Annotated in this window: 21 protein-coding genes and 4 pseudogenes; 21 read left to right on the top strand and 4 right to left on the bottom strand. The window is 62.5% G+C overall.

Features of this window, described 5'->3' with window-relative positions:
• Positions 1-88: 88 nt before the first annotated feature.
• A complete protein-coding gene (locus tag XH80_RS06410; protein ID WP_271597831.1) occupies positions 89-298 on the bottom strand; it encodes a hypothetical protein in 210 nt (69 codons plus the stop codon).
• A 133-nt stretch (positions 299-431) separates the two neighbouring features.
• Here XH80_RS06410 and XH80_RS06405 point away from each other — a divergent pair, with 133 nt between their 5' ends.
• The 8 genes and pseudogenes from XH80_RS06405 (at position 432) to XH80_RS06370 (ending at position 7,187) form a co-directional block, all read left to right on the top strand.
• The gene (locus XH80_RS06405; RefSeq protein WP_271597830.1) at positions 432-623 is read left to right on the top strand and encodes a hypothetical protein; all 192 of its coding nucleotides are present in this window, start codon (positions 432-434) and stop codon (positions 621-623) included.
• A gap of 137 nt (positions 624-760) precedes the next feature.
• The gene (locus XH80_RS06400) at positions 761-1,159 is read left to right on the top strand and encodes a response regulator (protein WP_271597829.1); all 399 of its coding nucleotides are present in this window, start codon (positions 761-763) and stop codon (positions 1,157-1,159) included.
• Between the two features lie 44 nt (positions 1,160-1,203).
• Positions 1,204-1,493 (top strand): annotated as a pseudogene (locus XH80_RS06395) (response regulator).
• Positions 1,494-1,586: 93 nt separating this feature from the next.
• On the top strand, positions 1,587-1,787 hold the full coding sequence (locus XH80_RS06390; RefSeq protein WP_271597828.1) for a hypothetical protein: 201 nt from the start codon (positions 1,587-1,589) through the stop codon (positions 1,785-1,787).
• 107 nt (positions 1,788-1,894) lie between these two features.
• Positions 1,895-2,131 carry a DUF6894 family protein gene (locus XH80_RS06385; protein ID WP_271597827.1) on the top strand — a complete coding sequence of 79 codons (237 nt, stop codon included), beginning with the start codon at positions 1,895-1,897 and terminating at the stop codon, positions 2,129-2,131.
• A gap of 20 nt (positions 2,132-2,151) precedes the next feature.
• Positions 2,152-3,009, top strand: a pseudogene (locus tag XH80_RS06380) (IS110 family transposase); the annotation flags it as partial.
• Positions 3,010-3,097: 88 nt separating this feature from the next.
• Positions 3,098-3,324 (top strand): annotated as a pseudogene (locus tag XH80_RS06375) (Ku protein); the annotation flags it as partial.
• Between the two features lie 269 nt (positions 3,325-3,593).
• Positions 3,594-7,187: a response regulator gene (locus XH80_RS06370; protein ID WP_271597826.1), complete on the top strand. Its 3,594-nt coding sequence runs from the start codon at positions 3,594-3,596 to the stop codon at positions 7,185-7,187.
• 35 nt (positions 7,188-7,222) lie between these two features.
• On the opposite strand, the gene mscL is transcribed toward XH80_RS06370, so the two are convergent.
• Positions 7,223-7,636 carry a large conductance mechanosensitive channel protein MscL gene (mscL, locus tag XH80_RS06365; RefSeq protein ID WP_271597825.1) on the bottom strand — a complete coding sequence of 138 codons (414 nt, stop codon included), beginning with the start codon at positions 7,634-7,636 and terminating at the stop codon, positions 7,223-7,225.
• 1,193 nt (positions 7,637-8,829) lie between these two features.
• On the opposite strand from mscL, the gene XH80_RS06360 reads away from it, so the two are divergent.
• The 3 genes from XH80_RS06360 (at position 8,830) to XH80_RS06350 (ending at position 9,889) form a co-directional block, all read left to right on the top strand.
• Complete coding sequence (locus XH80_RS06360) at positions 8,830-9,282, top strand: Hsp20 family protein (RefSeq protein ID WP_271597824.1); 453 nt, start codon at positions 8,830-8,832, stop codon at positions 9,280-9,282.
• A gap of 90 nt (positions 9,283-9,372) precedes the next feature.
• A complete protein-coding gene (locus tag XH80_RS06355) occupies positions 9,373-9,693 on the top strand; it encodes a hypothetical protein (RefSeq protein WP_271597823.1) in 321 nt (106 codons plus the stop codon).
• A gap of 10 nt (positions 9,694-9,703) precedes the next feature.
• Positions 9,704-9,889: a hypothetical protein gene (locus XH80_RS06350; protein ID WP_271597822.1), complete on the top strand. Its 186-nt coding sequence runs from the start codon at positions 9,704-9,706 to the stop codon at positions 9,887-9,889.
• Between the two features lie 262 nt (positions 9,890-10,151).
• Here XH80_RS06350 and XH80_RS06345 read toward each other — a convergent pair whose 3' ends face one another.
• The gene (locus XH80_RS06345) at positions 10,152-10,361 is read right to left on the bottom strand and encodes a GDCCVxC domain-containing (seleno)protein (protein ID WP_271597821.1); all 210 of its coding nucleotides are present in this window, start codon (positions 10,359-10,361) and stop codon (positions 10,152-10,154) included.
• 200 nt (positions 10,362-10,561) lie between these two features.
• On the opposite strand from XH80_RS06345, the pseudogene XH80_RS06340 reads away from it, so the two are divergent.
• The 9 genes and pseudogenes from XH80_RS06340 (at position 10,562) to XH80_RS06295 (ending at position 17,040) form a co-directional block, all read left to right on the top strand.
• A pseudogene (locus XH80_RS06340) lies at positions 10,562-12,063 on the top strand (glucan biosynthesis protein G).
• Complete coding sequence (locus XH80_RS06335; RefSeq protein WP_333968659.1) at positions 12,051-12,653, top strand: hypothetical protein; 603 nt, start codon at positions 12,051-12,053, stop codon at positions 12,651-12,653. The pseudogene XH80_RS06340 and the gene XH80_RS06335 overlap by 13 nt, the downstream one beginning before the upstream one ends.
• Entirely contained in the window at positions 12,556-13,104 is a 549-nt protein-coding gene (locus XH80_RS06330; protein WP_271597820.1) for an ATP dependent DNA ligase, read from the top strand. The genes XH80_RS06335 and XH80_RS06330 overlap by 98 nt, the downstream gene beginning before the upstream one ends.
• Positions 13,105-13,138: 34 nt before the next feature.
• Positions 13,139-13,444, top strand: a complete 306-nt coding sequence (locus XH80_RS06325; RefSeq protein ID WP_271597819.1) for a hypothetical protein — start codon at positions 13,139-13,141, stop codon at positions 13,442-13,444.
• A 163-nt stretch (positions 13,445-13,607) separates the two neighbouring features.
• Complete coding sequence (locus XH80_RS06320; RefSeq protein WP_271597818.1) at positions 13,608-13,808, top strand: hypothetical protein; 201 nt, start codon at positions 13,608-13,610, stop codon at positions 13,806-13,808.
• A 76-nt stretch (positions 13,809-13,884) separates the two neighbouring features.
• Positions 13,885-14,070: a DUF3606 domain-containing protein gene (locus XH80_RS06315; RefSeq protein WP_271597817.1), complete on the top strand. Its 186-nt coding sequence runs from the start codon at positions 13,885-13,887 to the stop codon at positions 14,068-14,070.
• Positions 14,071-14,198: 128 nt separating this feature from the next.
• The gene (locus XH80_RS06310; protein ID WP_271597816.1) at positions 14,199-15,050 is read left to right on the top strand and encodes a methyltransferase domain-containing protein; all 852 of its coding nucleotides are present in this window, start codon (positions 14,199-14,201) and stop codon (positions 15,048-15,050) included.
• Positions 15,051-15,142: 92 nt separating this feature from the next.
• Positions 15,143-15,931: a hypothetical protein gene (locus XH80_RS06305; RefSeq protein ID WP_271597815.1), complete on the top strand. Its 789-nt coding sequence runs from the start codon at positions 15,143-15,145 to the stop codon at positions 15,929-15,931.
• A gap of 590 nt (positions 15,932-16,521) precedes the next feature.
• Complete coding sequence (locus XH80_RS06295; protein WP_271597814.1) at positions 16,522-17,040, top strand: hypothetical protein; 519 nt, start codon at positions 16,522-16,524, stop codon at positions 17,038-17,040.
• 768 nt (positions 17,041-17,808) lie between these two features.
• Here XH80_RS06295 and lipA read toward each other — a convergent pair.
• Positions 17,809-18,783, bottom strand: a complete 975-nt coding sequence (gene lipA / locus XH80_RS06290) for a lipoyl synthase (protein WP_271597813.1) — start codon at positions 18,781-18,783, stop codon at positions 17,809-17,811.
• Between the two features lie 550 nt (positions 18,784-19,333).
• Here lipA and aceE point away from each other — a divergent pair.
• A complete protein-coding gene (aceE, locus tag XH80_RS06285) occupies positions 19,334-22,021 on the top strand; it encodes a pyruvate dehydrogenase (acetyl-transferring), homodimeric type (protein ID WP_442869124.1) in 2,688 nt (895 codons plus the stop codon).
• Positions 22,022-22,025 lie beyond the last annotated feature (4 nt).

Here is a 22,025-nt window from a genome sequence, read left to right as displayed (position 1 = left end):
AGGAAAGAGCTCAAGGGTCCAATCCGGCCGAGAGCTCCGCGAGACCAAGCGTGCGATGCATTTCAGCGTCTTTCTCACGCGGGCCTCTTCAATCGTCGTCGGGTGGAAGCCGCTCGAGATAGGTTAGCCCGGAGCGCGCGAGTTCATCGGTGTCGCTCTGCTGCGCCTGCAAACTGCGCTGCAGGTGTCGCTCGAGCAGGCATCGCCGGGCGTCCGCCGGATCGACGTCGTCGTGCATGCTCAGGTACAGCGCCCACGCGGTATCGAGTGCCCGCCTCAGTGTGCCGTCTTCCGACATCGACAAACCTCCAGCACGGCCGGATTCTTCGGAGCCAACTCTCCCTGGCCACCGATGTTTCCTTCTTTCCCGGTGTCCGCGCATTGGGAACGTCATGCCATCTTCCAGGATTGGTTTGCGCTGGAGCACAAACATGAACAGCCCCGATCATGACTCTCTGTTTCGCGCGATCGTCGACGCGCGACGAATTCTCGCCGAGGACGGGCCAGGCCCGCCGGATCCCGGAGAGACCTTGCGCCGGCTCCGTGCTGTCCTCGACGGCGACGAATTGGTGCATGCGCTCGACCGCCTGAATCGTCAGACGGTCTCGCGGCTCGGACGCTGAGCGGCTCCGCCGGCGCGAGGTCGGCGACTGATGATCTCTGGCTATATCTTTTGGCTTGCGGAACAAAGTTCCTCTGTCCAGATTTGTACCGAGTTCAGGATTCCGGGTATCCGAGCCCTGACGCGCAAGGGGGGACGTTGGACCAGCCGTCCATCTTGGTCGTCGAGGACGACTATCAGTTGCAGGAGATGATCGAGGACGCCCTCGGCGAGGGCGAATTCTTCGTCAACACCGTGGCGACCGCGGAGGAAGCCCTGACGCTTTTCACCGGCAATCCCAGCGCGCACCGCGCCCTGGTCACCGACATCAACCTTCGCGGCCGGCTGAGCGGATGGGATGCGGCGCGGCGGGTCAGGGAGATAGTCCCCGACCTGCCGGTGATCTACATGACCGGAGCGGCCGGCGATCAATGGCCCTCGCAGGGGGTGCCCGGCTCGATCCTTCTGGCGAAACCGTTCGCGCCGGCCCAACTGGTCACGGCGGTGTCTGAATTGCTGACCGTACGGGACGCGCACTTCGCGGGAGGCCCGCGGTGACGTCCGCATCGATCCTGCTCGTCGAGGATGAGGCCCTCATTCGGATGATGGTCGCCGAAATGGTCGAGGAGCTCGGCCACCGTGTGGCGGCCGAAGCGGGGACGCTGGAGGCGGCCATTGCAACAGCCCGGGACGGCGCGTTCGACGTGGCGTTGCTCGACGTCAATTTGGGAGGCCTCGCAGTGACGCCGTAGCGCGGATCATCCACGAGCGCGGGCTGCCTTTCATCTTCGCGAGCGGGTATCCCGGAGAATTCCGGGAGCGGCCGGTGCTTCAGAAGCCTTTCATGCCCGATGCGCTGAAGCGCCAACTGGATGCCATCCTCGATCGTTAAAGTTCAATCCGGGAGCGTCCTAGTTTCGTTGTTGGAACTGGTTCTGGCCGGCGACGTTCTGGAGTCGTTTTTTAACGACCCAAGGAGCGCGCTATGCAAAAGCGCCGCAGAGTGAAGCAGACCCGCTCCCTTGAAGAACGTCTTGCCGAAGAAGCGAAGCGGCTGCGTGAACAAGCCAACTCACTTCCCCCGGGCGTCGAGCGAGATCACGCACTCCGCAAAGCCAGACAAGCCGAGACCGGCTCGCACATGAGCGAGTGGCTGACATCGCCCGGCCTCAAGCCGCCGGATTAGGAACATCGGCAGAGTCAAGCTATTTTAGATCCATCACCAGCAACGCGTGTCTTGCAGGCGCTGGTGGCTGAGAGATGCGAGCGCTCCCGCCTCAATATGGAGCGCCCATGCCCCTTTTTTATTTTGACCTAAGAGACGGCGACGCCACGTCCGTTGATGAGATAGGCATGCAATTCCCGTGTTTGAGGGCGGCCGCGGAAGAGGCCGAGCGCGTGCTTAACAACTTCACCAGACAGGCCGAGGTCGCCCCCGAGAAGTCGTACCTCCGCGAAATGATCATTGAGGTTCGCGACGACAAGGGAAACGTTACCGAGGTCTCGCACAGCAATCCGACTACACATTAAGGCCAGCGCCCCGCTGCAAAGCGACGGCGCATCATTGGGCGCGCGAGCTAACTGCGCTTGGCCATGTACCACGACTCATGCCGCCTACCTATGTGAAAGCCTATGTGAAGCGCAACAAGAACGACGTGGCCGATGCCGAGGCGATCTGCGAGGCGGTTAGACGTCCATCGATGCGCTTCGTACCGATAAAAACGACGGAGCAACAATCGGCCCTCATGATACATCGGGCTCGCGAGTTGCTGATCCGCCAGCGCACTATGCTAGTCAATGCCTTACGTGGGCACTTGGCCGAGTTCGGCCTTATCGAGGCGCAGGGGTTGCACAAAGTGGCGAAGCTGATTGCAATTGTCCTGGACGAGAAGGACAGGCGCATATCGGATATTGCCCGCCAGGTGCTGAAGATGATCGTCAGCCAAATCGAAGATACTCAAGCCCGGATCGCTGGGCTCGAGAGGCAGATCCTAGCATGGCACAAGAACAACCCAGTCAGCCAACGACTGGCCACCATTCCGGGGATAGGGCCGATCATCGCCACCGCCATTGCAGCAACTGTTAGCGATCCAGGGACATTCTGCAGCGGCAGAGACTTCGCCGCTTGGCTTGGGTTGGTGCCGCGACAAAACTCCACTGGTGGTAAAGCGCGTCTGGGCGGGATTAGCAAACGAGGTGACTGTTATCTCCGCCGCCTGCTCGTTAATAGCGCTCACACCGTGCTGCTCTGTTCGAAACAAGCCAAGACCGACCCTTGGCTAAGCTCCTTGCTCAGTCGAAAGCCAAGACTAGTTGCCGCAGTCGCCTTGGCCAATAAAACGGCACGTGTAGCTTGGGCGATTATGAGCAGACAGGAAACCTACCGAAATGCGACATTGGCGGCCTGACCTCTAAGGGGCGTACCGCCAGCTTGCGAGAGTGAAAACACGTGATGGCACAGTCGGTTACCCGACGGATCGAGAGAAACCTGACCGCCTCAGCCCGAAGTCCAAGCCGGCGGCGACCAATGTCGTCGATCTGATGGAGGCGCTGCGCCGATCCGTCGGGAAGGAGGCCGCGCCGGCGAAGGCGGGCAAGCCCGCCAAGAACGGGCGCAAGGCATCGGCCGGGCAGAAGGAAATGCTGATGCCGATCGAGGGCAAGAAGGCGAAGGAAGCGGCTACGAAGAAGCCGCAGCAAAGCCGCAGCGGAGATCGGCCTGACGGACGTGAAGCACCAGTCACGACCGACCGGTGCCAGGCGTGTGCGGTCCGCGATACAAAGGTGCAGACGATCATCCGAGCCTCGATGTCCATAGCCGGTTTGATGGAACCGCTTGGTCATGGCCCCTCTGTCGAAGAGCTTGGAGGAACCGGAAACCACACAATCGGTTACCTCACGTTGCAAATCGACATACCCGGCACGGTCTGATGCTCCGTGGGTAGGTTCTTTTTCGGGTATCGCTTAATACCCCCGGACGGGGCGGCTGGTGATGGTGGATTATCGCAAAATCTTTGAAAGCTCTCCCGCCCTATTCCTTGCCCTCGGTGCCGACGACACTTTTCCCATCCTGGGCGCCAGCGATGCCTATCTTCGGGCAACCCACACGGAACGTGATGCGATCATCGGCCGCCCTCTGTTCGAGGTCTTCCCCGATAATCCCGATGACCCATCGGCCACTGGAATTCTCAACCTCCGCTCTTCCCTCATGAGAGTTCTTGCCGGGGGCCGAGCGGATACGATGGCCGTACAGAGATACGACGTCCGCGGACCGGATGGCAGCTTCGAGAAACGGTACTGGTCACCCCTAAACTCCCCGGTGATCGGCCCGGACGGGCGACTTCAATACATCATGCACCGGGTCGAAGACGTTACCGACATCACCCGCGGCGACCGCGCCGCCGCGCACGCCGACGAAGCCATGCGGCTCGAAGTGATGCTGCGAGCGCAGGAGTTGCAGGAGGCCAACCGTCAACTGCGGGAGGCTACCGAGCAGTTCCAGGCGGTCTACGACCAAGGCCTGTTTGCCGCGCGCCTCCGCCTGGACGGGACGGTCCTCGACATCAATCGGTCCGCCCTCGAGGTTTGCGGCTTCAAACGCGAGGACGTCCTCGATCGCCCGTTCTGGGAGTGCGGTTGGTGGAATGGGTCGCGGGAGGTGATGGCGTGGGTGCGCAGGGCCGTCGAGCAGGCTATCGCCGGCGAGCCGTTCCGAGGCGAGTCGCTGTACTTCTGGGGCGATGGCTCGGAACACATCGTCGACTTCGCCTGCATGCCGGTGCGGGACGCGTCCGGCCGCGTTGTCGTCGTGGTACCGACGGGGATGGACGTCACCGAGCGGGTCAGGGCCGAGCAGAACCTGCGGGAGCTGGAGGCCGAGCGCAGGCGCGCCGAGGCGCTCGCAGAGATCGACCGCAGCAAGACGCAGTTCTTTTCCAACATCAGCCATGAATTCCGGACGCCGCTGACCTTGATGCTTGGGTCGCTCGAGGAGATGAAGCGCGAGTCGGCCGGCACGGAGATTCCGGCCGCTTACTTGGGCCAGATTGATCTCGTCCATCGCAACGGCTTGCGCCTGCTCAAGCTTGTCAACACGCTACTCGACTTCTCGCGGATCGAGGCGGAGCGCGTACAGGCCGTCTATGAGCCGACTGATCTCGCCGAGATGACGGCGCATCTCGCCAGCGAATTCCGCTCGGCGATCGAGAAGGCGGGGCTGGCGCTGGTCGTCGATTGCCCGCCTCTTCCGGACGCGGCCTTCGTCGACCGGGAGATGTGGGAGAAGATCATCCTTAATCTCCTGTCGAACGCCTTCAAGTTCACGTTCGAGGGTACGATCAAGGTAACCCTGCACCAGGCAGACGGACAGTTCGAGCTCGTTGTCGCCGATACCGGCACGGGCATTCCGACCGGCGAGCTGCCTCGGCTGTTCGAGCGTTTCCACCGGGTGGAAGGCGCAAAGGGCAGAACCTATGAGGGATCAGGCATCGGGCTCGCGCTTGTGCAGGAGCTTGCCAGGCTACATGGCGGCGACGTCACCGCCGAAAGCAAACTCGGTGCCGGCTCGACGTTCCGGGTGAAGATACCCACGGGGTCGGCGCACCTGCCGCCAGGACAGATCGGCGGTGTCCGCACCCAGGCCTCGACAGGTCTGAGCGCGAGACCATTCGTCGAAGAGGCGCTGCGCTGGCTTCCCGACGCCTCGCCTGTGCCCGACGAGATCATCGACGTTGCGCTGCCCGTGGAACGGACCCCGGCGCCGCAAGCGCAACGGCCGCTCGTTCTGCTGGCGGACGACAACGCGGACATGCGCGAATATCTGACGCGCATTCTGGGCGAACATTATCGCGTTGAGGCTGTGGCGGACGGCAAGGCGGCCTTGGAAGCGATCTCCCGGAGACTGCCCGATCTCCTGCTCAGCGACGCGATGATGCCGCGGATCGACGGAATGGAATTGCTGACGCGGCTCCGCGCCGATGCTCGCACCAGGTCGCTGCCGGTGATCCTGCTTTCGGCACGCGCGGGCGAGCAGACCAAGGTCGAAGCCCTCGGCGCCGGGGCCGACGACTACATCGTGAAGCCCTTCACCGCGCGGGAACTGCTGGCGCGCGTAGACGCGCACCTGAAGATCGCAAGCGTGCGCGGCGAGGCGATGGAGAGCCTTCGCCAAAGCGAAGAACGCTACCGCGCCTTCGTCACCGCGACCTCAGACATCGTCTATCGCATGAGTCCGGACTGGAGCGAAATGCGCGACCTTCAGGGCAAGGGCTCCGTCCGCGATACGGAGAGCCCGAGCAGGACCTGGCTCGAAACGTACGTCCATCCGGAGGATCGGACACAGGTCTTGTCGTCCATCGACGAAGCGATCCGAACCAAGACCCCGTTCGATTTCGAGCATCAGGTCAAGCAGATCGACGGCACGTCGAGGTGGGTGCATTCGCGGGCCGTTCCTGTGTTCGACCGAGACGGAGAGATCGTGGAATGGTTCGGGTCCGCGCGCGACGTCAGCGAGAGGAGGCGGCACGACGAGACGCAGCGCCTTCTGATTGGCGAGCTCAGCCATCGCGTCAAAAACATGCTCGCGGTCGTCCAGGCGATCGCGCAGCAGACGCTGCGGCGCGCGAAGGATCCGGCCGAGTTCGCGGCGAGTTTCGGCGGCCGCATTCAATCGCTATCGAGCATGCACGGGCTTCTCAGCCAATCGGGCTGGCAGCACGCGGAACTCCTCGATATCCTGCGCGATCAGCTCGCTGCGCACGAAGCGTCTCGCGTGGTCGTTGCCGGGCCCCCCGTGCAACTCGAGCCGCAGGTCGCTCTGCATGTGGCGCTGATGCTGCACGAACTCGGAACCAATTCCGTCAAGTACGGCGCTCTGTCCAAAGCCGAGGGTGGGGTGAATGTGGTTTGGTCCGTAAACGATGGCAAGTTACGGCTGGAATGGCGCGAGCGCGGCGGCCCCCCGGTCAAGTCGCCTCTCAAGCGCGGTTTCGGAACCACTCTCATCGAACAGACCGCGAAGAGCGAGGGTGGAAGCTCTCACGTGTTCGTGGAGGCGGAAGGCTTGCGCTGGGAGATCACGCTACCGCTCAACACCGAAAAATCGATAGGAGCGGCAGAGCGGGACAGATCCACTCCGTCAAGTACCGAAAGGTCGCGGACGATCCGACAGGCCGCACCGCCCGAACCGCTCAAAGGCAAGCGATTCCTGATCGTCGAGGACGAGCCTCTGATTGCGCTCGACATCGTCGCCGGTCTGGAGGGCGTTGGCGTGAACGTCGAGGGTCCGATCGGTTCGGTAAAGAATGCGCTTCGGGCGGTCGAGGAAAGTTCGTTCGACGGAGTGCTGCTCGATGCCAATCTGCGGGGCGAGCCCGTCGACGAAGTCGCTGCGGCGCTGATCCGCCGCAACATTCCGTTCGCGTTCGTGACGGGTTACGGACGCCAAGCCCTGCCGGAAAGCTTCGCGCGGGCTACGGTGCTGACAAAGCCGTTCACGCAGGAGCAATTGCTCCGCACGGTATCGCAGCTCGTCGGATCGGACCGGACCGGGCTACATCTGCTCCATGATCGAGATCGGCGCGGTTGATCGAGCATGGAGTGCGCTCGGTGGGCCGGTCCCCTTCACGTCTTCCTTAGGAGGTCGCGGATCTCAGTGAGCACCTTTACTTCCGGCGAAGGCCCGGGAGGCGGCGCGGCGGGCTCTTCCTTTTTGAGCTTGTTGATCCCCCTGATCGCCAGGAAAAGCACGAAGGCGATGATGATGAAATTCAGGGCGACCGTCAGAAATTGGCCCCATCCGAGCACGGCCCCCTGTTTCTTGGCGTCGGCATAGGATAGCCCGGCTTGGACCTTCGACGACAAGGGCAGGTAGTAGTTCGAGAAATCGAGACCGCCGGTGACGGCGCCGATCACTGGCATGATGATGTCGCCGACCAGGGACGTAACGATCGCGCCGAAAGCCGCGCCGATGATGACGCCGACGGCGAGGTCGATGACGTTGCCACGCATGGCGAATTTCTTGAATTCCTCAAGCATGATCCTCTCCTCTGGGTTGTTGCCCCTACGTCGCTGTCGCGGTAGTTGGCCTGCCGTCATCGCCACCATGTGGGAACGGGTGTTCGCGGGCAAGTGAATAACATCTTGCAGAGGGGCCCCGATGGCTTGACTGCATTTAGGTGCCGCTGCCGCCGGTGCGCCCCCAAAACTTGCTCGGCGAGCTCGAGTGCCCATGCTTCGTTCTCGAGACCACGACGCGCCGCCACGGAGGGTGGGTCATGAAGCCGCGCGGACGGAGGCGGCGGGGTGGCTAAAAGGCGAAGAAGTAGCCGCGGGCCGGAAGCAAATGCTGATGCCGATCGCTGGCGAAGAAGCCGGCGAAGGAGTCAGTTGTGAAAAACCCGCGGAAGAGGCGGCGGAAGTCGGCTCGGGAACGGAGACGCGGGAGGCCGGTTTCTATCGTGGCCACGCTGGGAGCGTTCGGATGGTTATGATGGATATGAAGAGGTGTCGGCGATGACGGAGGCCTCTGGACTGACGGACGAGCAGGGTAGCCTCGAGCGAGCTTCGGCGGAGCGGTCGAGGACCGACGCCGCGGACGGCAGGGCGATCCGGCCTGCTTCGGAGGATGCAGCGGTGCGCTGGGCCGAACGCCTGCGCAAGGCAACGTTGGAAGCCCCGCTGCAGTCGCTCCTTGTCGCATTTTTGCTCGGCATTTGGTTTGCGCGGCGACGGTAGATCTGCCGATGGTCACGCGACCGCAGCGCCGGGGCGAGCACCGCGAAAAGGGCTCCCGGGATACCATTGATCTGGCACAAGCGTCCGGCGCCGAGGTCACCGATTCTGGGAGCGTGAAAACGTCTGATGATCGGGACCGGTCCACCAAAAAGGCGCCTTCCAGGCCAACCCGCCGGGAGGAGGCGCGCAGAGCCGCGGAGGAATACGCCGACGACCTCCGACAGCTCGTCAGGAAACTTCGGGCGCGTCTTTTGAACTGAGATTGGTGACTGAGGGAGATGCGTAGCAGTCGGAGGCAAGGATTAACCAAGCCGATTTCAGGCCAAAAAAATTCGTGCTCCGCCCCTTGAAACTTTTCCCCCGCTTCTAAATTTCTCCGTCGTCGTCGCCGCGGTGGCGGCCGGGACGCCTTCGGGGTCCCGCTGATTGAGACGGGCGCCCGGACGGTGTCCGGAGCCTGCTCGTACCCATCTTGCTCCAAGGAGGATTTGGATATGAGGTATGATTGGACTCCCCTCTGGAGATCGACCATTGGGTTCGATCGCCTTTTCGACGCGCTCGACGAGGTCCAGCGGACCGCCGAAGAGACCTATCCCCCCTACAACATCGAACGCCTTGACGAGAACTGCTTCCAGATCACGGTGGCGCTCGCCGGCTTTGCGCCGGCCGAAGTCTCGCTGACGAGCGAGCAGAACGTTCTGACCCTTGAGGGCCGCAAGAACGACAAGGAAGACAAGACCTTCCTGCACCGGGGCATCTCGACCCGTAACTTCAAGCGCCAGTTCACGCTGGCCGACTACGTCGAGGTCAAGGGCGCCCGCTTCGAGAACGGCCTGCTTCTCATCGATCTGCAGCGGGAGATCCCCGAGGCGATGAAGCCGCGCCGCATCGAGATCAACGATGGTGCCCCGAGCAACGTGACCCAGATCGAATCCAAGGCTGCCTGACCGGACAGGGCAGCCAGGTTTCGATCCAACGCCGCGCGGGCCGTCCCGCGCGGCCATCCCCTGCAGTTCGTCTCAGAAACGGAGGAAGTCATGCGGCCGACGACCGCACTCGACGACAATGTCATCGATTTGAACGCCATCCTTCATCCCGGCACCGCCTTCGAACACCCGAGGGACGTGATCGCCCACCCCGGTCTCAGCCTTGCCGAGAAGCGCGCCATTCTGGCTTCGTGGGCCTCGGACGCGTCGGCGATCGCGTCGTGTCCATCGCTCCGGGCACCCGAAGGGCTGAAGGCGCCCGTCACCATCGACGAGATCCTGGAGGCGCTTTGCGCGTTGGACGAAGGCCCGCGGAATCCGCCGGGCGGGAAGCCGATGCGCCTGCGACCGGTCGAGCGGGCAGCGGCCTAGGAGGAGGAAGATGGAGATTATGGAGCCCTCGACAGAACAGCTGGAAAATGCGGAGCGCGATTTCGCGCGCAATCTGCAGAAGCAGGTGGCCGAATGGAAGGCGCTGCGGTCGCCCGCTCGGACCCGCACGGCCGACGGCGTCCGGGTCGAACGACGGTTTAGGCGCCGGCCGGCCGCTGCCCTGATGCCGGCCTGAGCGCACGCCCCGAATTCGTACGGCTGTAGTGGAGGCGTGATCGTTTACGATCGGCGATTACTTGCAGCTATGGACGTCGAGTAACGATCCCTACCGCCAAGTCGTCGCGGCCATGAGCAGGCCGCGGCTTCACATGGTCTCGAGCGACTCCGCTGGATCCAGTTGGCCCAGGCATGGCTCGATAAGCAGAACCGCGAAAACCTGAGCGCCCCGTCCTCTCACTTCGATTTCGACAAAAGGCGACCGTCCCGCTCGGCTAATCCTAGCCGCAACACGCGCTCCCGCCATTCTCTTGAATAGGTGGACACGGAACGCTGCCGTAGGAGCAAAATACGCAACAGTCGCCTACTTTGGGCTTCAACCTGGTGCCGCAGCTCTTACAGTCGTAGAAGAATTGGCAAGCATCGGTCGCCATAATTTCTGTCGTCCTGTGCCCGCAGATGGGACAAGTCAGTGTCGATTGTAAGTTCATTCGCATGCTGTCCTGCCCCCTCCTAAGGCAGATGCCACGACGAGTAATCGAAGGAAAGCCTGCGGTTCACCGAATTCGTCCATTTCCTAGCCGATCTGGCCGTTGGCCGCGTATCCTCGCGTCAGACTGGCCGGCCAGTGGAACCCACGGGCGCGGTGGTAGTTGCATGGCCGCGGCAGCAGTAGCGAGTGGGAGAGCACGTGAACCGACGCCAGCTTATTCAAGGGTCGGCGTTGCTGCCGGCGTTGCTGCTCTCTTCGCGCAGCGGTTTCGCCGCTGCGTCGGACGACGCCTTCGGCCCGTCACGGTCAGGGACCTGGCGCGTGCGTTGGCGGGCAAGTCGTTCGAGGCGCCGGACGAGAAGCTGCCGGGCGGGTTGAAGGATCTCGACTACGATCAGTACCGTTCGATCCGTTTCCTGCCTGAGCGGGCCCTTTGGCGCGGCAAGAATCTTCCGTTCGAGGCGCAGTTCTTCCATCGCGGCTTCTTCTACAAGAACAGAGTGACCATCTTTGAGGTCGTCGACGGCAAGGCCACCGAGCTCAAGTACCGCAAGGCGGACTTCTCCTTCGGCGAGAAGGTGCCGGCGTTCGAGGACGCTGATCTCGGGTTCGCGGGCTTTCGCATCCACGCGCCCATGAACCGTCCCGACTATTACGACGAGGTCTGTGTCTTCCTCGGGGCGAGCTATTTCTGAGCCGTGGCCAAGGGGCAAACGTACGGGCTCTCCGCCAGGGGACTCTCGATCGATACTGGCGAAGCCAAGGGCGAGGAATTTCCGCTGTTCAAGGCGTTCTGGCTCGAGCGGCCGGCGCCGGGTTCAACCTCGTTGGTGATTCACGCTCTGCTCGACAGCAAAAGCTGCGCAGCGAGCTACCGCTTCACCGTGCGACCGGGGGAAACGACGGTATTCGACGTCGAAATGTCGGTCTACCCGCGGGTCGAAATGTCGCGGGCCGGTCTCGCGCCCATGACCAGCATGTTCTTCTACGGTCCGAACGATCGCAATATCGACGACTTCCGCCCGTCCGTCCACGATTCCGACGGCCTTGCGATTTTCAATGGGAAGGGTGAAAGCCTCTGGCGGCCGCTCAGCAACCCCCGCGATCTCCAGATCAGCACCTTTCAGGATCTCAATCCTCGTGGCTTCGGACTGATGCAGCGGGAGAGAAACTTCTTCGCCTACCAGGACATCGAGTCCAGCTTCGAAAAACGTCCAAGTCTCTGGATGGAGCCGATCGGCGATTGGGGCGAGGGCGGGGTCATGCTGTTCGAGATTCCGACCAAGGAGGAGGTCCACGACAACATCGCCGCATTCTGGCGGCCAAAGAATCCGCTGCAGGCAAAGGGCGAACACAACTACACCTACCGGCTGCACTGGGGACCGGACAGTCCGAAACCGCATTCGCTGGCCCGCTTCACGCGAAACGGAATAGGGGCACGGGGCGAGGACGCTCGCCTCTTCGTCCTCGATCTGGTCGGCGACAACCTGAAGGGTGTCGATCCTGCCGGCGTCAAAGGCGTGGTGACGGCGGAGAAGTCCGAGGTGAAGAACATCGTGACGCAGCCCAATCCCTACACTGGCGGTTGGCGGCTGAGCTTCCAGTGCCAGGTGAAGGGAGAGCCGATCGAGCTGCGGGCGTTTCTGACCGAGGGCGACAAGCTCTTGTCGGAAGTCTGGGTCTACCGATGGGCACCCTGAACGTGGCGCCCCGCCCGGTCGCCGGCGATATCGCGACCCAGCGCTTGCTGCCGCGTGAGTCGCCCCTCCCGATAGCTCCCGGCGACCTCGGAAAGAAAGGGGTACCCGACCGCGTTCCTGCGCCGGCTGCGCCCGCGATGGCCTGGCGACGCGGCCTCATCCTACTCGCGACGGCGGCGCTCACGGGTGCCGGCGGCTATGAGATGTATCGTGTGCTGGAGGTCGGCGGGGTCACCGTCCTCGAAGCCATGGTGCTGGCGCTCTTCCTGGTCCTGCTCGCCTGGGTCGCCTTTTCGTTCGCATCCGCGGTGGCCGGCTTCTTCGTGCTGCTGGCCCATCGTTCGGGCGCCTTCGCGCCGGACGCGGAGCTGCCTGCGATCGCAAGCCGCACCGCCATGCTGCTTCCCACCTACAACGAGGACCCCCACCAATTGACGGCCCGGCTGCGCGCGATCGTTCGCATTCGATCTGCTGTGGCTGGACGGCAAGGATTTGCGCAAGGAGCGGCAGATCGAGCGGAAGAGACTGCTCAAGGAGCTGATCGAGGAGCACAAGCTCGGGGAGCCCATCTTGTTCAGCGAACACCATGAAGGGGACGGGCAAGCCCTCTTCGTTGCCGCCGGCAAGCTGAATTATGAGGGCATCGTCTCCAAGCGCGTGGATGCGCCATACCGTTCGGATCGCGTTGAAGCCTGGCAGAAGATCAAGGTCGTCCAGAAGGGCAAGTTTCCCGTGGTCGGCTTCATCAAGGATCCATCCGGCGTGGCCGCGCTGTATCTGGGCAAGAGGGAGGGCAAGGATCTTGTGTACATGGGGAAGGTCGGCACAGGGTGGAATCGAACCACCTCGGCGCAGATCCGAAAGGCGCTCGACACCGTGGTGAGCCCGAAGCAGAAGCTCACTAAGTCCATCAGAAAGCAGAAGGCCACGTGGGTCGAACCCACATTCTACGCTGAGATCGAGTATCGCGACATCGCCTCCGAAGGTCTGCTGCGGGCCAGCTCGTTCAAGGGCCTGAGCAAAGGAACGCGCCGTTCATAGCGGCGTTTTCCCTTGAGTATGTGGAGTACCGGTCATGGATCCGGAAAAGCGAGTTATGAAAGTCGTAGCAGAGGCGCAGGGCATTCTGGCCCGGTATATCGAGCCCGGTCCCAGGGATTGCGAGCAGACTATAAACCAGCTTCTGGTTGTGCTCGATGACGAGGCCGTCGCGCAGGCGGTGGAGGAAATGAAAATGGAAAAGCCCACCGCGGAACAGCTCGCCGAGCTCAAGCGGCTCAGCGCGATCGCACGGGTGCCGGATGAATCCGAGATCGTCATCTCGAAGGAGGAAGCCGAGATCCGGATCCGCGACCTCAAAGACAAGGCTCGGATGGAATGATGCCCGAGAAACCGATCAACGGCCTGCAGCCCGAACGGTCCGAAGATGGCATCCAGCGCGAACAGCTAGGTCCTTGCGGCGTCCGTGGAAAGGAAAGCCCTTCGAAGATGACGCCACAGCGGGAGAACAAGACGCCGAAGGACGTTGATCCCGGGCATACAGCATGAACTCCATGAACACGTTCGATCCCGATACGCCGTGTCACGTTCACGACGGCCTCAATGACCAGATCATCGAATGGAGCCCCCAATGGGCTTCGATGTACCGCGAGCACGCGTCGAAGTGGGATGAGGGTGTCATAGCCTGGGACGGCCTGTTGCTCGACGGATGGGAGCCCATTATTCATACGTCTTGCGGCCACTGAAGGTGTAAGCGGAACTGGGAACCCTCGATTCCCCGCGGCGTTGCATCGTCATCAACATCCCCAAGAGGAGGAGCCGATGGCCGCAGCGAAGAAGCAGACCGCGCGTGGACGCAAGCAGGACCGCGCCCGGGTAGCCAAGGGACAGGACTACGAAGTCCGGTATGAAGCGAAGAAGACCGGTCGCTCGGCATCAGCCGTGAAGAAGGCCGTCAAGAAGGTCGGCAACAGCCGCAAGCGAGTTGAGAAGCGGCTCGGCCACTGAGCCGGAGCAGTCTCCCGCGACGGAAGCATTGCTCTTTCCGCCTCGCGGCGGACCCGAGCTTACTTTCAGAAACCTTGTATTGACCGTGCGGATAGGCCAACATGAGGTACTTTTTGTATTGATCTTACTTGCTTTCACCCTGCCATTTTCAAGAGGGTGCTATGGCAGCACACGAACATTGGCAGATGGATGCCAGCGCTCCCGAGCTCTACGAGCGCTATCTCGTTCCAGCCATCACGTCCGTCTGGGCCGAGGATCTGCTCGATCGCCTCGGGCCGGCAAAGGGCGAAAGCGTGCTGGACGTGGCGTGCGGGACCGGCGTCGTGGCGCGTCGGCTGGCCGAGCGCGGCCACGCCGGAAGACTGGTCGGCGTAGACCTCAACGGGGCGATGCTGGCCATCGCTCAGGGAAAGTCCAACGACATTAAGTGGATCGAGGGCAGCGCGCTGGATTTGCCCTTCGCATCGCGCAGCTTCGATGTCGTCCTCTGCCAACTCGGAGTGCAATTCTTTCCTGACCGGCCGCAGGCTCTTAGAGAGATGGCCCGGGTCCTCCTTCCGTCCGGACGGCTCGGGCTCAGCGTCTACAGCGCCATCGAGCATACTCCGGCCGCGCACGCCTTCGTGCAGGCGCTGGATAATTTTCTTGGGGCAGAGTCTTCGCGGACCAAACGCGCGGAGCATCTTTCCTGCGGCGCTGACGCGGTGGGCAATTGGGTGCGTCAGGCGGGTTTCGGCCGTGTCCGGGTCGAGACCGTGACCAAGCAGATCGGCTTTCCGTCGGCGCTCGATTACGTTCGCTTCCAGCTCACGGCGACCCCGATGGCCGCACTATTGAAGGAGGAGGACGACGCCGGGCGTGAACGCGTGATCAAGGCTATCTCCGACGACGTGGCGGCCCGTATGGATCCCTCGATGCTGGCGAACGGCAGGCTGACGTTTCCCCAGGAGTCCTTCGTGGTTGTCGCATCGCTTCGTTGACCGTCCATTTACGTCCGTCCACGACTGCTGGTGGCAGCCGAGCCTTGCCGGCGTCCTGAAATCGGCAACGTCGATCGTAGTAGCATCCGTACATGAACGAGCATTTGAAGGAATCCGAGACGCCGCTTCATGACCGAGCGTTGCTGCTGCACGGCTCGAAACGCAACGAGCTACTGACCTTGGAAGAGGTCCGTCGCTACGGAAGCGACAGTTTCTCCGATCCCGACTTCATCCGGCTGTACGGTATGACGCCGGCCCAGTGGCACGCGCGCGGCGTGCGTTTGCTCGGCCGGACCGCAGTCGAGTGCACCCGAGATGCTGTTGCCGACCGCATCGGGCAGGACGTCGCGGCCGTCGCGGCGTCGCTTCCGGCCCCAGGCCGATGGGTCGTCGTCGATCCTTTCGCCGGCTCTTGCAATACACTGTACTGGATATTGCGGCACGTGCCGCGATCGCGCGGGATCGCCTTCGAGTTCGACCTTCAGGTCTTTCGGCTGACCAAGCAAAACCTGGCGGTCCTCGATCGGACCATCGATCTGAAGTACGGCGATTACGGCGTCATGTTGGGGCAACTCCATACCGAACCCGATGAGGCCATGATCGTCTTCGTGGCGCCGCCTTGGGGCACCGCGCTGAATGAGACGGCAGGCCTCGATCTCCGTCGAACAGAACCTCCCATAACCGAGATCATCGCGAAGTTCGCCGAAGCGTTTCCGGCAATTCGGATCCTTTTCGCCATTCAGGTGTACGAGAAGTTGGATAAGGGGTCTCTGGCCGAGCTTCGAGGCAAGCTCGAGTGGTCCGACCTGAGGATCTACGATTTCAATGTGGCCGGCAGAAATCACGGCATTCTTTTGGGCACACGAGGATGGAGCCCCTGAAGGAGTTCTCGCGCGTCATGCGCGGCAGGAATATCTCGTGAAGGCGGTCAACCTCCGCAGGGCCGGCTCGACGTCCTGCATGTAGATCTGAGTCCGCAGGAACGTGATCTCGTCTTCCAGGGCGGTCTCATCAACGTCTAGAACCAGGACTTGGGTCTTCCGTCGTTCCAACGATAGCCTCGGCGCTTCAGCGTATCCTCCAGCTCGAACGCGCTCTGCTCCGCCCATCCGCATCGCCGGCTTGGGGGCGGTCTCGAGCAGGAGCGCCAGTGCTGGCGAGCCCGTCGTCGGCAGTTCGAAAGCGAGCACCTCCAGCAGGGAGTGACAGTCGTCGAGTGCCCGGTGCGCTTGGTGGAAGCAGCCCGCGCCATGCAGCAGCCGAGCCGCGAGCCGGCAAACCGTGTTTGCGCCAGTCGATCTCGCTCATGCTGCAGCCCCAGGCCTTGTGCTCAAACACGGGCCAGTAGCGTTCCGCGAACCTCCGGTCGGAGCTGCTGTTGTGCGCGATTACGATGACTGAGTCGTCGACGAATGAGGTAACAGCCGCATCGTCGAACTTGTGGCCGGCAACGTCTTCATCGGTGATGCCCGTGAGTGCCGTCACCTCCACGACGAGGCCAGCGGGCGGCCGAAGAGACCTATTCCCCTTCAACATCGAACGTCTCGACGAGAATCGGTTCCGGATCTTGTTCGCACTCGCCGCTCCTCGCCGGACGAAGGCCGAGCACAACGTGTCGATGCTCGAAGGCTGGAAGACGGAAAAGGAAGACAAGACCTTCCTGCATCGCGGCATCTCGAACCGCAACTTCAAGCACCAGTTCACGTCGGCCGACTTACGTCGCCGTCAAGGATGTGCGATTCGAGAACGAACTGCCGCTCATCGACCTGCAGCGGAGATCCCTGACGCGATGAAGCCGCGCCGGACCGAGATCAGCGGCGCCGTCAGCAACGTGACCCAAATCACTGCAAGGCCGCTTAACGATCAGGTCACGCAGAACGAGCCGCTGGGCGCGTTCCGCGCGATGCCCTTCGTCTACAGGAAAACGGCGCCGCAAAAAGCCCGCTGCGGGGCCGGCGGAATAGGGTGCGGCCATCCCTCACTGAGGTAGAAAAGTAAGGCGATCTCGACGAGCGAACGCAATTGCGGGGCAACTGTTAAGCCGAAAATCACCAAGCCTTCACCTTCGTCTTCACGCGACTGCGCCCTTTACGTGTCGTTCGACACTCCGCCCCTAGCTTGTTGATCGGCTGGGGGTTTCTCGATGAACTTACTCTTGCGATTGCGCGCCGCTTTCTCCGTGGGCAGCATGACCGACCCCCTCGGTCGTTCGCTGCTTGTGGAGCAATTCCGGGTCTTGCGGAAGCAGGTGCCGGTTCTCTACGCGGTTCTACTGATCGACAGCATCAGCGTGGGCCTGGTGCTCCCGTCGAGCGTTTCACCGTGGCTGCGGTTCGCGGTGCCGGCCGCACTCCTGGCCATCTGCATGGTCCGATTGGTCCGGTGGGTGCGCTTGGACCGCGCCGAATTCACCCCCGAGCAGGCCTACCTCAGCTGGCGAGAACCCGTCTCGTCGCGATCGTCCTCAACACCGGCTTCGTGTTCTGGATCCTGGCGCTCTTCGGCGTCGTAGATCCCGGCCTCCGCGCACCCGTGGCGCTGCTCGTGTTCATGGGCTGCGTGATCCTTAGCGACCGTGTACTGCTCGGTAGAGCGAAGCCGGTGAATGCAATTTCGTTCGCCGCTAGAGACCGGTGAGAGCTCCAAGAGCTGATCATCTCTTCCGATGAAGGGCGTTGGGACTTTGGGATCGGCGGCGTTTGGTGCAAAGCGGGCTATCGTATCTTCGGTGCCGGGACGCTCGCGAGAGGGTACACGCCTAGACGTGACCGCGGCGGCGCTCTCGGAGTCTTCGAAAGTCCTCGCCGGCGTGGTGCGACGAACGCGTCAAAGGGGTCGCTGAAACCAGCAGAAATCCCTTCGCATAGCCGACTCTTTTGTACGCTCCGAATTCCTCGGGGGACACGAAACTCATGACGGCGTGATGCTTGCGCGTGGGCTGCAGATACTGGCCGACGGTCAGGAAATCAACATCCGCGGAGCGCAGGTCGTCCATCACCTGCAGCACCTCGTTCCGCTGTTCGCCGAGACCCACCATGATGCCGGACTTGGTGAAGATCTGCGCGTCGAGTTCTCTGACGCGCTGTAGCAACCGGACCGAATGGAAATATCGTGCGCCCGGCCGCACGGTGAGATATTTCGACGGCACCGTTTCCAGATTGTGGTTGAACACGTCGGGTCGTGCAGCAACGACCGTTTCGAGCGCGCCGGGTTTGCGCAGAAAGTCGGGCGTCAGGATTTCGATCGTGGTCCTCGGACTCGCAGCCCGGATCGCCGCAATCGTCCTGGCGAAGTGCGCCGCGCCGCCGTCGGCAAGGTCGTCTCGATCGACCGACGTGACGACGACATGCGACAGGGCGAGCTTGGCGACCGCATCGGCGATCCTCTGCGGCTCGTCCTCATCGAGTGCATTGGGCAGGCCTGTGCGCACGTTGCAGAAGGCGCAGGCCCGCGTGCACGTATCGCCCATGATCATGAAGGTCGCGTGCTTCCTGGTCCAGCACTCGCCGATGTTCGGGCACGACGCTTCCTCGCAGACGGTGACGAGCTTGTGCTCGCGCACGATGCGTCTGGTTTCCGCCCACTCGCTTGAGCCGGGTGCTTTCACGCGGATCCACGCCGGCTTGCTCTGCAGCGGCGTGTCGGGGCGGTTGACCTTCTCGGGGTGACGTGGTGCATCCGCGCGCTTGCTATTGCGCGGATCGTCATTGAGCAGATCGAGCAGGACGGTCATGGATCAGTCTCGTGAATTTCGGAAGCTGATGATGAGCGGTCATCGACTCGCCAGCCATGCCGAGGCGGACCAGTTGATGCATTCGACGAGCGGATATTGCGCACAGACATTCGACCAGGCAGAGCAAGGCCGTCAACTCGATTTCGTCCGTTTCCCTGATCCGTCTTGCAAGCGGTGGCGCATCGCCGCGGCCGTCCGATATTCCGGATGACCCCGCCGGCCCGTTTTCCGGAGCTTCGGACGGATCGCGCCTGCTGACGCCGCAAAGCTCGCGGCCGGCTAAGGTATTTCCTAGCAAAACGAATGAGATGCGGCGATTGCGAGCGTGGTCCCGCGGTCTGGCACGGATGCTGCTTTATGGATTGGCAAAAGGAGCATCGGCTCCAGAACAAGCAAAACGAGGGGACGCTCTGATGCCAGCCGGCATTCAATCCTTCACGTAACAGCGACAGGCGATATCGCCTGGACAGCATTGCGCCTCTCCGCAATAGGGCGGAGCGCGATGAACGCTGACGCTTGAGTTCGGCTTCGTATGCCAATGGAGAGGGTGATGACAGTTGCAGACGCGCAAGACCTGGACCCGCAGGAAACCCAGGAGTGGTTGGATGCGCTGTCGGCCATCAAGGGACATCGCGGCAGCGAGCGCGCCGAGTTCGTCGTCAATACGATGGTCGACGCCGCCCGCAAGGGCGGGCTTGAGGTTGCGCAGACGCTGACAACCCCCTATTGCAACACGATTCCGCTGAGCCAGCAGCCGGCGTTGCCGGGCGACCGCGCCATCGAGCACAAGCTTCGCTCGATCATTCGCTGGAACGCCCTTGCGATCGTGCTGCGCGCCAACAAAGAGAGCTCAGAGCTCGGCGGTCACATCGCGAGCTTCCAGTCGGCCGCAACGCTCTACGACATCGGCTTCGGCCATTTCTGGCACGCACCGACCGAGAGCCACGGCGGCGATCTGATCCTCGTCCAGGGCCACAGTTCGCCCGGCATTTATGCACGCGCCTTTCTCGAGGGACGGCTCAGCGAGGAGCAGCTCCTCAGCTTCCGCCAGGAGACCGGCGGCAAGGGCCTGTCGAGCTATCCCCATCCCTGGCTGATGCCGGACTTCTGGCAATTTCCAACGGTTTCGATGGGCCTCGGGCCGCTGATGGCGATCTATCAGGCGCGATTCCTGAAATATCTTCAGAACCGCAATCTGGCCGAAACTGCGAACCGCAAGGTCTGGGCGTTCATGGGAGACGGCGAGACCGATGAGCCGGAATCGCTCGGCGCGATTTCGCTCGCCGGCCGCGAGAAGCTCGACAACCTGATCTTCGTCATCAACTGCAATCTCCAGCGGCTCGACGGCCCCGTGCGCGGCAACGGCAAGATCGTCCAGGAGCTCGAAAGCGTGTTCCGCGGGGCGGGTTGGAACGTCATCAAGGTGCTGTGGGGCTCGGGCTGGGACCGCCTGTTGGAAAAGGACAAGAGCGGCTTGCTGCTCAAGCGCATGGAGGAATGCGTTGACGGCGAGTACCAGGACTTCAAGAGCAAGAGCGGCGCCTATATCCGCGAGCACTTCTTCGGCAAGTATGACGAGCTGAAGCAGCTCGTCGCTGACATGAGCGACGACGATATCTGGAAGCTGGCGCGGGGCGGTCACGATCCGGAGAAGGTCTTTGCGGCCTATGCCGCCGCGGTGAATCACAAGGGGCAGCCCACGGTCATCCTGCCGAAGACCGTCAAAGGCTTCGGCATGGGCGAATCCGGCGAAGGCCAGATGATCGCTCACCAGGCCAAGAAGATGACGCAGGACGCGCTCCGCGGCTTCCGCGATCGCTTCCAGGTGCCGGTCGCCGACGAGGACCTGGCGCAGGTGCCCTTCATCCGCTTGCCGGAAGACGGCCCGGAGATGAAATATTTCCGCGCACAGCGCGAAAAGCTCGGCGGCAGCCTGCCGCAGCGCCGGCGCAAGTCCGCCTCTCTGCAAATCCCGCCACTCTCGACTTTCCAGCGCCTGCTCGATGCGACCGGCGACCGCGAGATCTCGACCACGATGGCCTTCGTGCAGATGCTCGGTTCGCTCGTGCGTGACAAGGCCATCGGCAAGCACATCGTGCCCATCGTGCCGGACGAATCCCGCACCTTCGGCATGGAGGGCATGTTTCGCCAGCTCGGCATCTATTCGTCGGTGGGCCAGCTCTACCGGCCGCAGGATGCCGATCAGCTGATGTACTACCGCGAGGACAGGAGTGGACAGGTCTTCCAGGAGGGCATCAACGAAGGCGGTGCGATGTCGAGCTGGATCGTCGCTGCGACGTCCTACTCGACGAACAACGTGCCGATGATCCCGTTCTACATCTACTACTCGATGTTCGGACTTCAGCGCGTCGGCGATCTCGCCTGGCTTGCGGGCGACATGCGCGCCCGCGGCTTCCTGCTCGGCGGCACCGCCGGCCGCACCACGCTCAACGGCGAAGGCTTGCAGCACGAGGACGGCCACAGTCACATTCTCGCCTCCACCATTCCGAACTGCGTGTCGTACGATCCGACCTTTGCGTATGAGGTCGTGACGATCGTGCGTGAAGGCATGCGCCGCATGTACGAAGTGCAGGAGGACGTCTACTACTACATCACGCTGATGAACGAGAACTATCCGCATCCCGCACTCGCCGATGCCGGCAAGGGGGCGGAGGAGGGAATTCTCAAGGGACTTTACCTGCTCAAGAGCGGCGGCGAGGCGCCGAAGAAAGAGCTGCGCGTCCAGCTCATGGGTTCCGGCACGATCCTGCGCGAGGTGATCGCGGCAGCGGATCTGCTCAAGGCCGACTTCGGCGTCACGGCCGATGTCTGGAGCGCGACGAGCTTCAACGAGTTGCGCCGCGACGGCATGGCCGCGGAGCGCTGGAATCTGCTGCATCCAACCGAGAAGCGGCGCAAGAGCTGGGTCGAAGCGCAGCTCGAGGGCCATCCGGGTCCGGTCGTGGCCTCCACCGACTACATGCGAAGCTACCCCGACCAGATCAGGGAACACGTCCAGGCGGCGGGGCGTCGCTACGTCGTGCTTGGCACGGACGGTTTCGGCCGCAGCGACTATCGCGTGAGGCTTCGCAAGTTTTTCGAGGTCGATCGGCACTACGTCGCAGTCGCGGCGCTCAAGGCGCTCGCCGATGAGGGCGCGGTCAAGCCGGCGGTCGTGGCCGAGGCCATCGCCAAATATCAAATCGACGCCGGGCGTGCTGCGCCCTGGACGGTGTAACGCA

Origin of the sequence: Bradyrhizobium sp. CCBAU 45384 (genome assembly GCF_028128665.1) — a bacterium.
In the GTDB taxonomy this organism is placed as follows: domain Bacteria; phylum Pseudomonadota; class Alphaproteobacteria; order Rhizobiales; family Xanthobacteraceae; genus Bradyrhizobium; species Bradyrhizobium manausense.
The sequence above is the reverse complement of the archived record's forward strand: the minus strand, read 5'-3'. Positions and strand labels throughout refer to the sequence as shown.

Coding starts and splice junctions, on each gene's coding strand:
- XH80_RS06410 (WP_271597831.1), bottom strand. CDS start 298: ATGTCGGAAGACGGCACACTGAGGCGGGCACTCGATACCGCGTGGGCG.
- XH80_RS06405 (WP_271597830.1), top strand. CDS start 432: ATGAACAGCCCCGATCATGACTCTCTGTTTCGCGCGATCGTCGACGCG.
- XH80_RS06390 (WP_271597828.1), top strand. CDS start 1,587: ATGCAAAAGCGCCGCAGAGTGAAGCAGACCCGCTCCCTTGAAGAACGT.
- XH80_RS06385 (WP_271597827.1), top strand. CDS start 1,895: ATGCCCCTTTTTTATTTTGACCTAAGAGACGGCGACGCCACGTCCGTT.
- XH80_RS06370 (WP_271597826.1), top strand. CDS start 3,594: ATGGTGGATTATCGCAAAATCTTTGAAAGCTCTCCCGCCCTATTCCTT.
- mscL (WP_271597825.1), bottom strand. CDS start 7,636: ATGCTTGAGGAATTCAAGAAATTCGCCATGCGTGGCAACGTCATCGAC.
- XH80_RS06360 (WP_271597824.1), top strand. CDS start 8,830: ATGAGGTATGATTGGACTCCCCTCTGGAGATCGACCATTGGGTTCGAT.
- XH80_RS06355 (WP_271597823.1), top strand. CDS start 9,373: ATGCGGCCGACGACCGCACTCGACGACAATGTCATCGATTTGAACGCC.
- XH80_RS06350 (WP_271597822.1), top strand. CDS start 9,704: ATGGAGATTATGGAGCCCTCGACAGAACAGCTGGAAAATGCGGAGCGC.
- XH80_RS06345 (WP_271597821.1), bottom strand. CDS start 10,361: ATGAACTTACAATCGACACTGACTTGTCCCATCTGCGGGCACAGGACG.
- XH80_RS06335 (WP_333968659.1), top strand. CDS start 12,051: ATGGGCACCCTGAACGTGGCGCCCCGCCCGGTCGCCGGCGATATCGCG.
- XH80_RS06325 (WP_271597819.1), top strand. CDS start 13,139: ATGGATCCGGAAAAGCGAGTTATGAAAGTCGTAGCAGAGGCGCAGGGC.
- XH80_RS06320 (WP_271597818.1), top strand. CDS start 13,608: ATGAACTCCATGAACACGTTCGATCCCGATACGCCGTGTCACGTTCAC.
- XH80_RS06315 (WP_271597817.1), top strand. CDS start 13,885: ATGGCCGCAGCGAAGAAGCAGACCGCGCGTGGACGCAAGCAGGACCGC.
- XH80_RS06305 (WP_271597815.1), top strand. CDS start 15,143: ATGAACGAGCATTTGAAGGAATCCGAGACGCCGCTTCATGACCGAGCG.
- lipA (WP_271597813.1), bottom strand. CDS start 18,783: ATGACCGTCCTGCTCGATCTGCTCAATGACGATCCGCGCAATAGCAAG.
- aceE (WP_442869124.1), top strand. CDS start 19,334: ATGACAGTTGCAGACGCGCAAGACCTGGACCCGCAGGAAACCCAGGAG.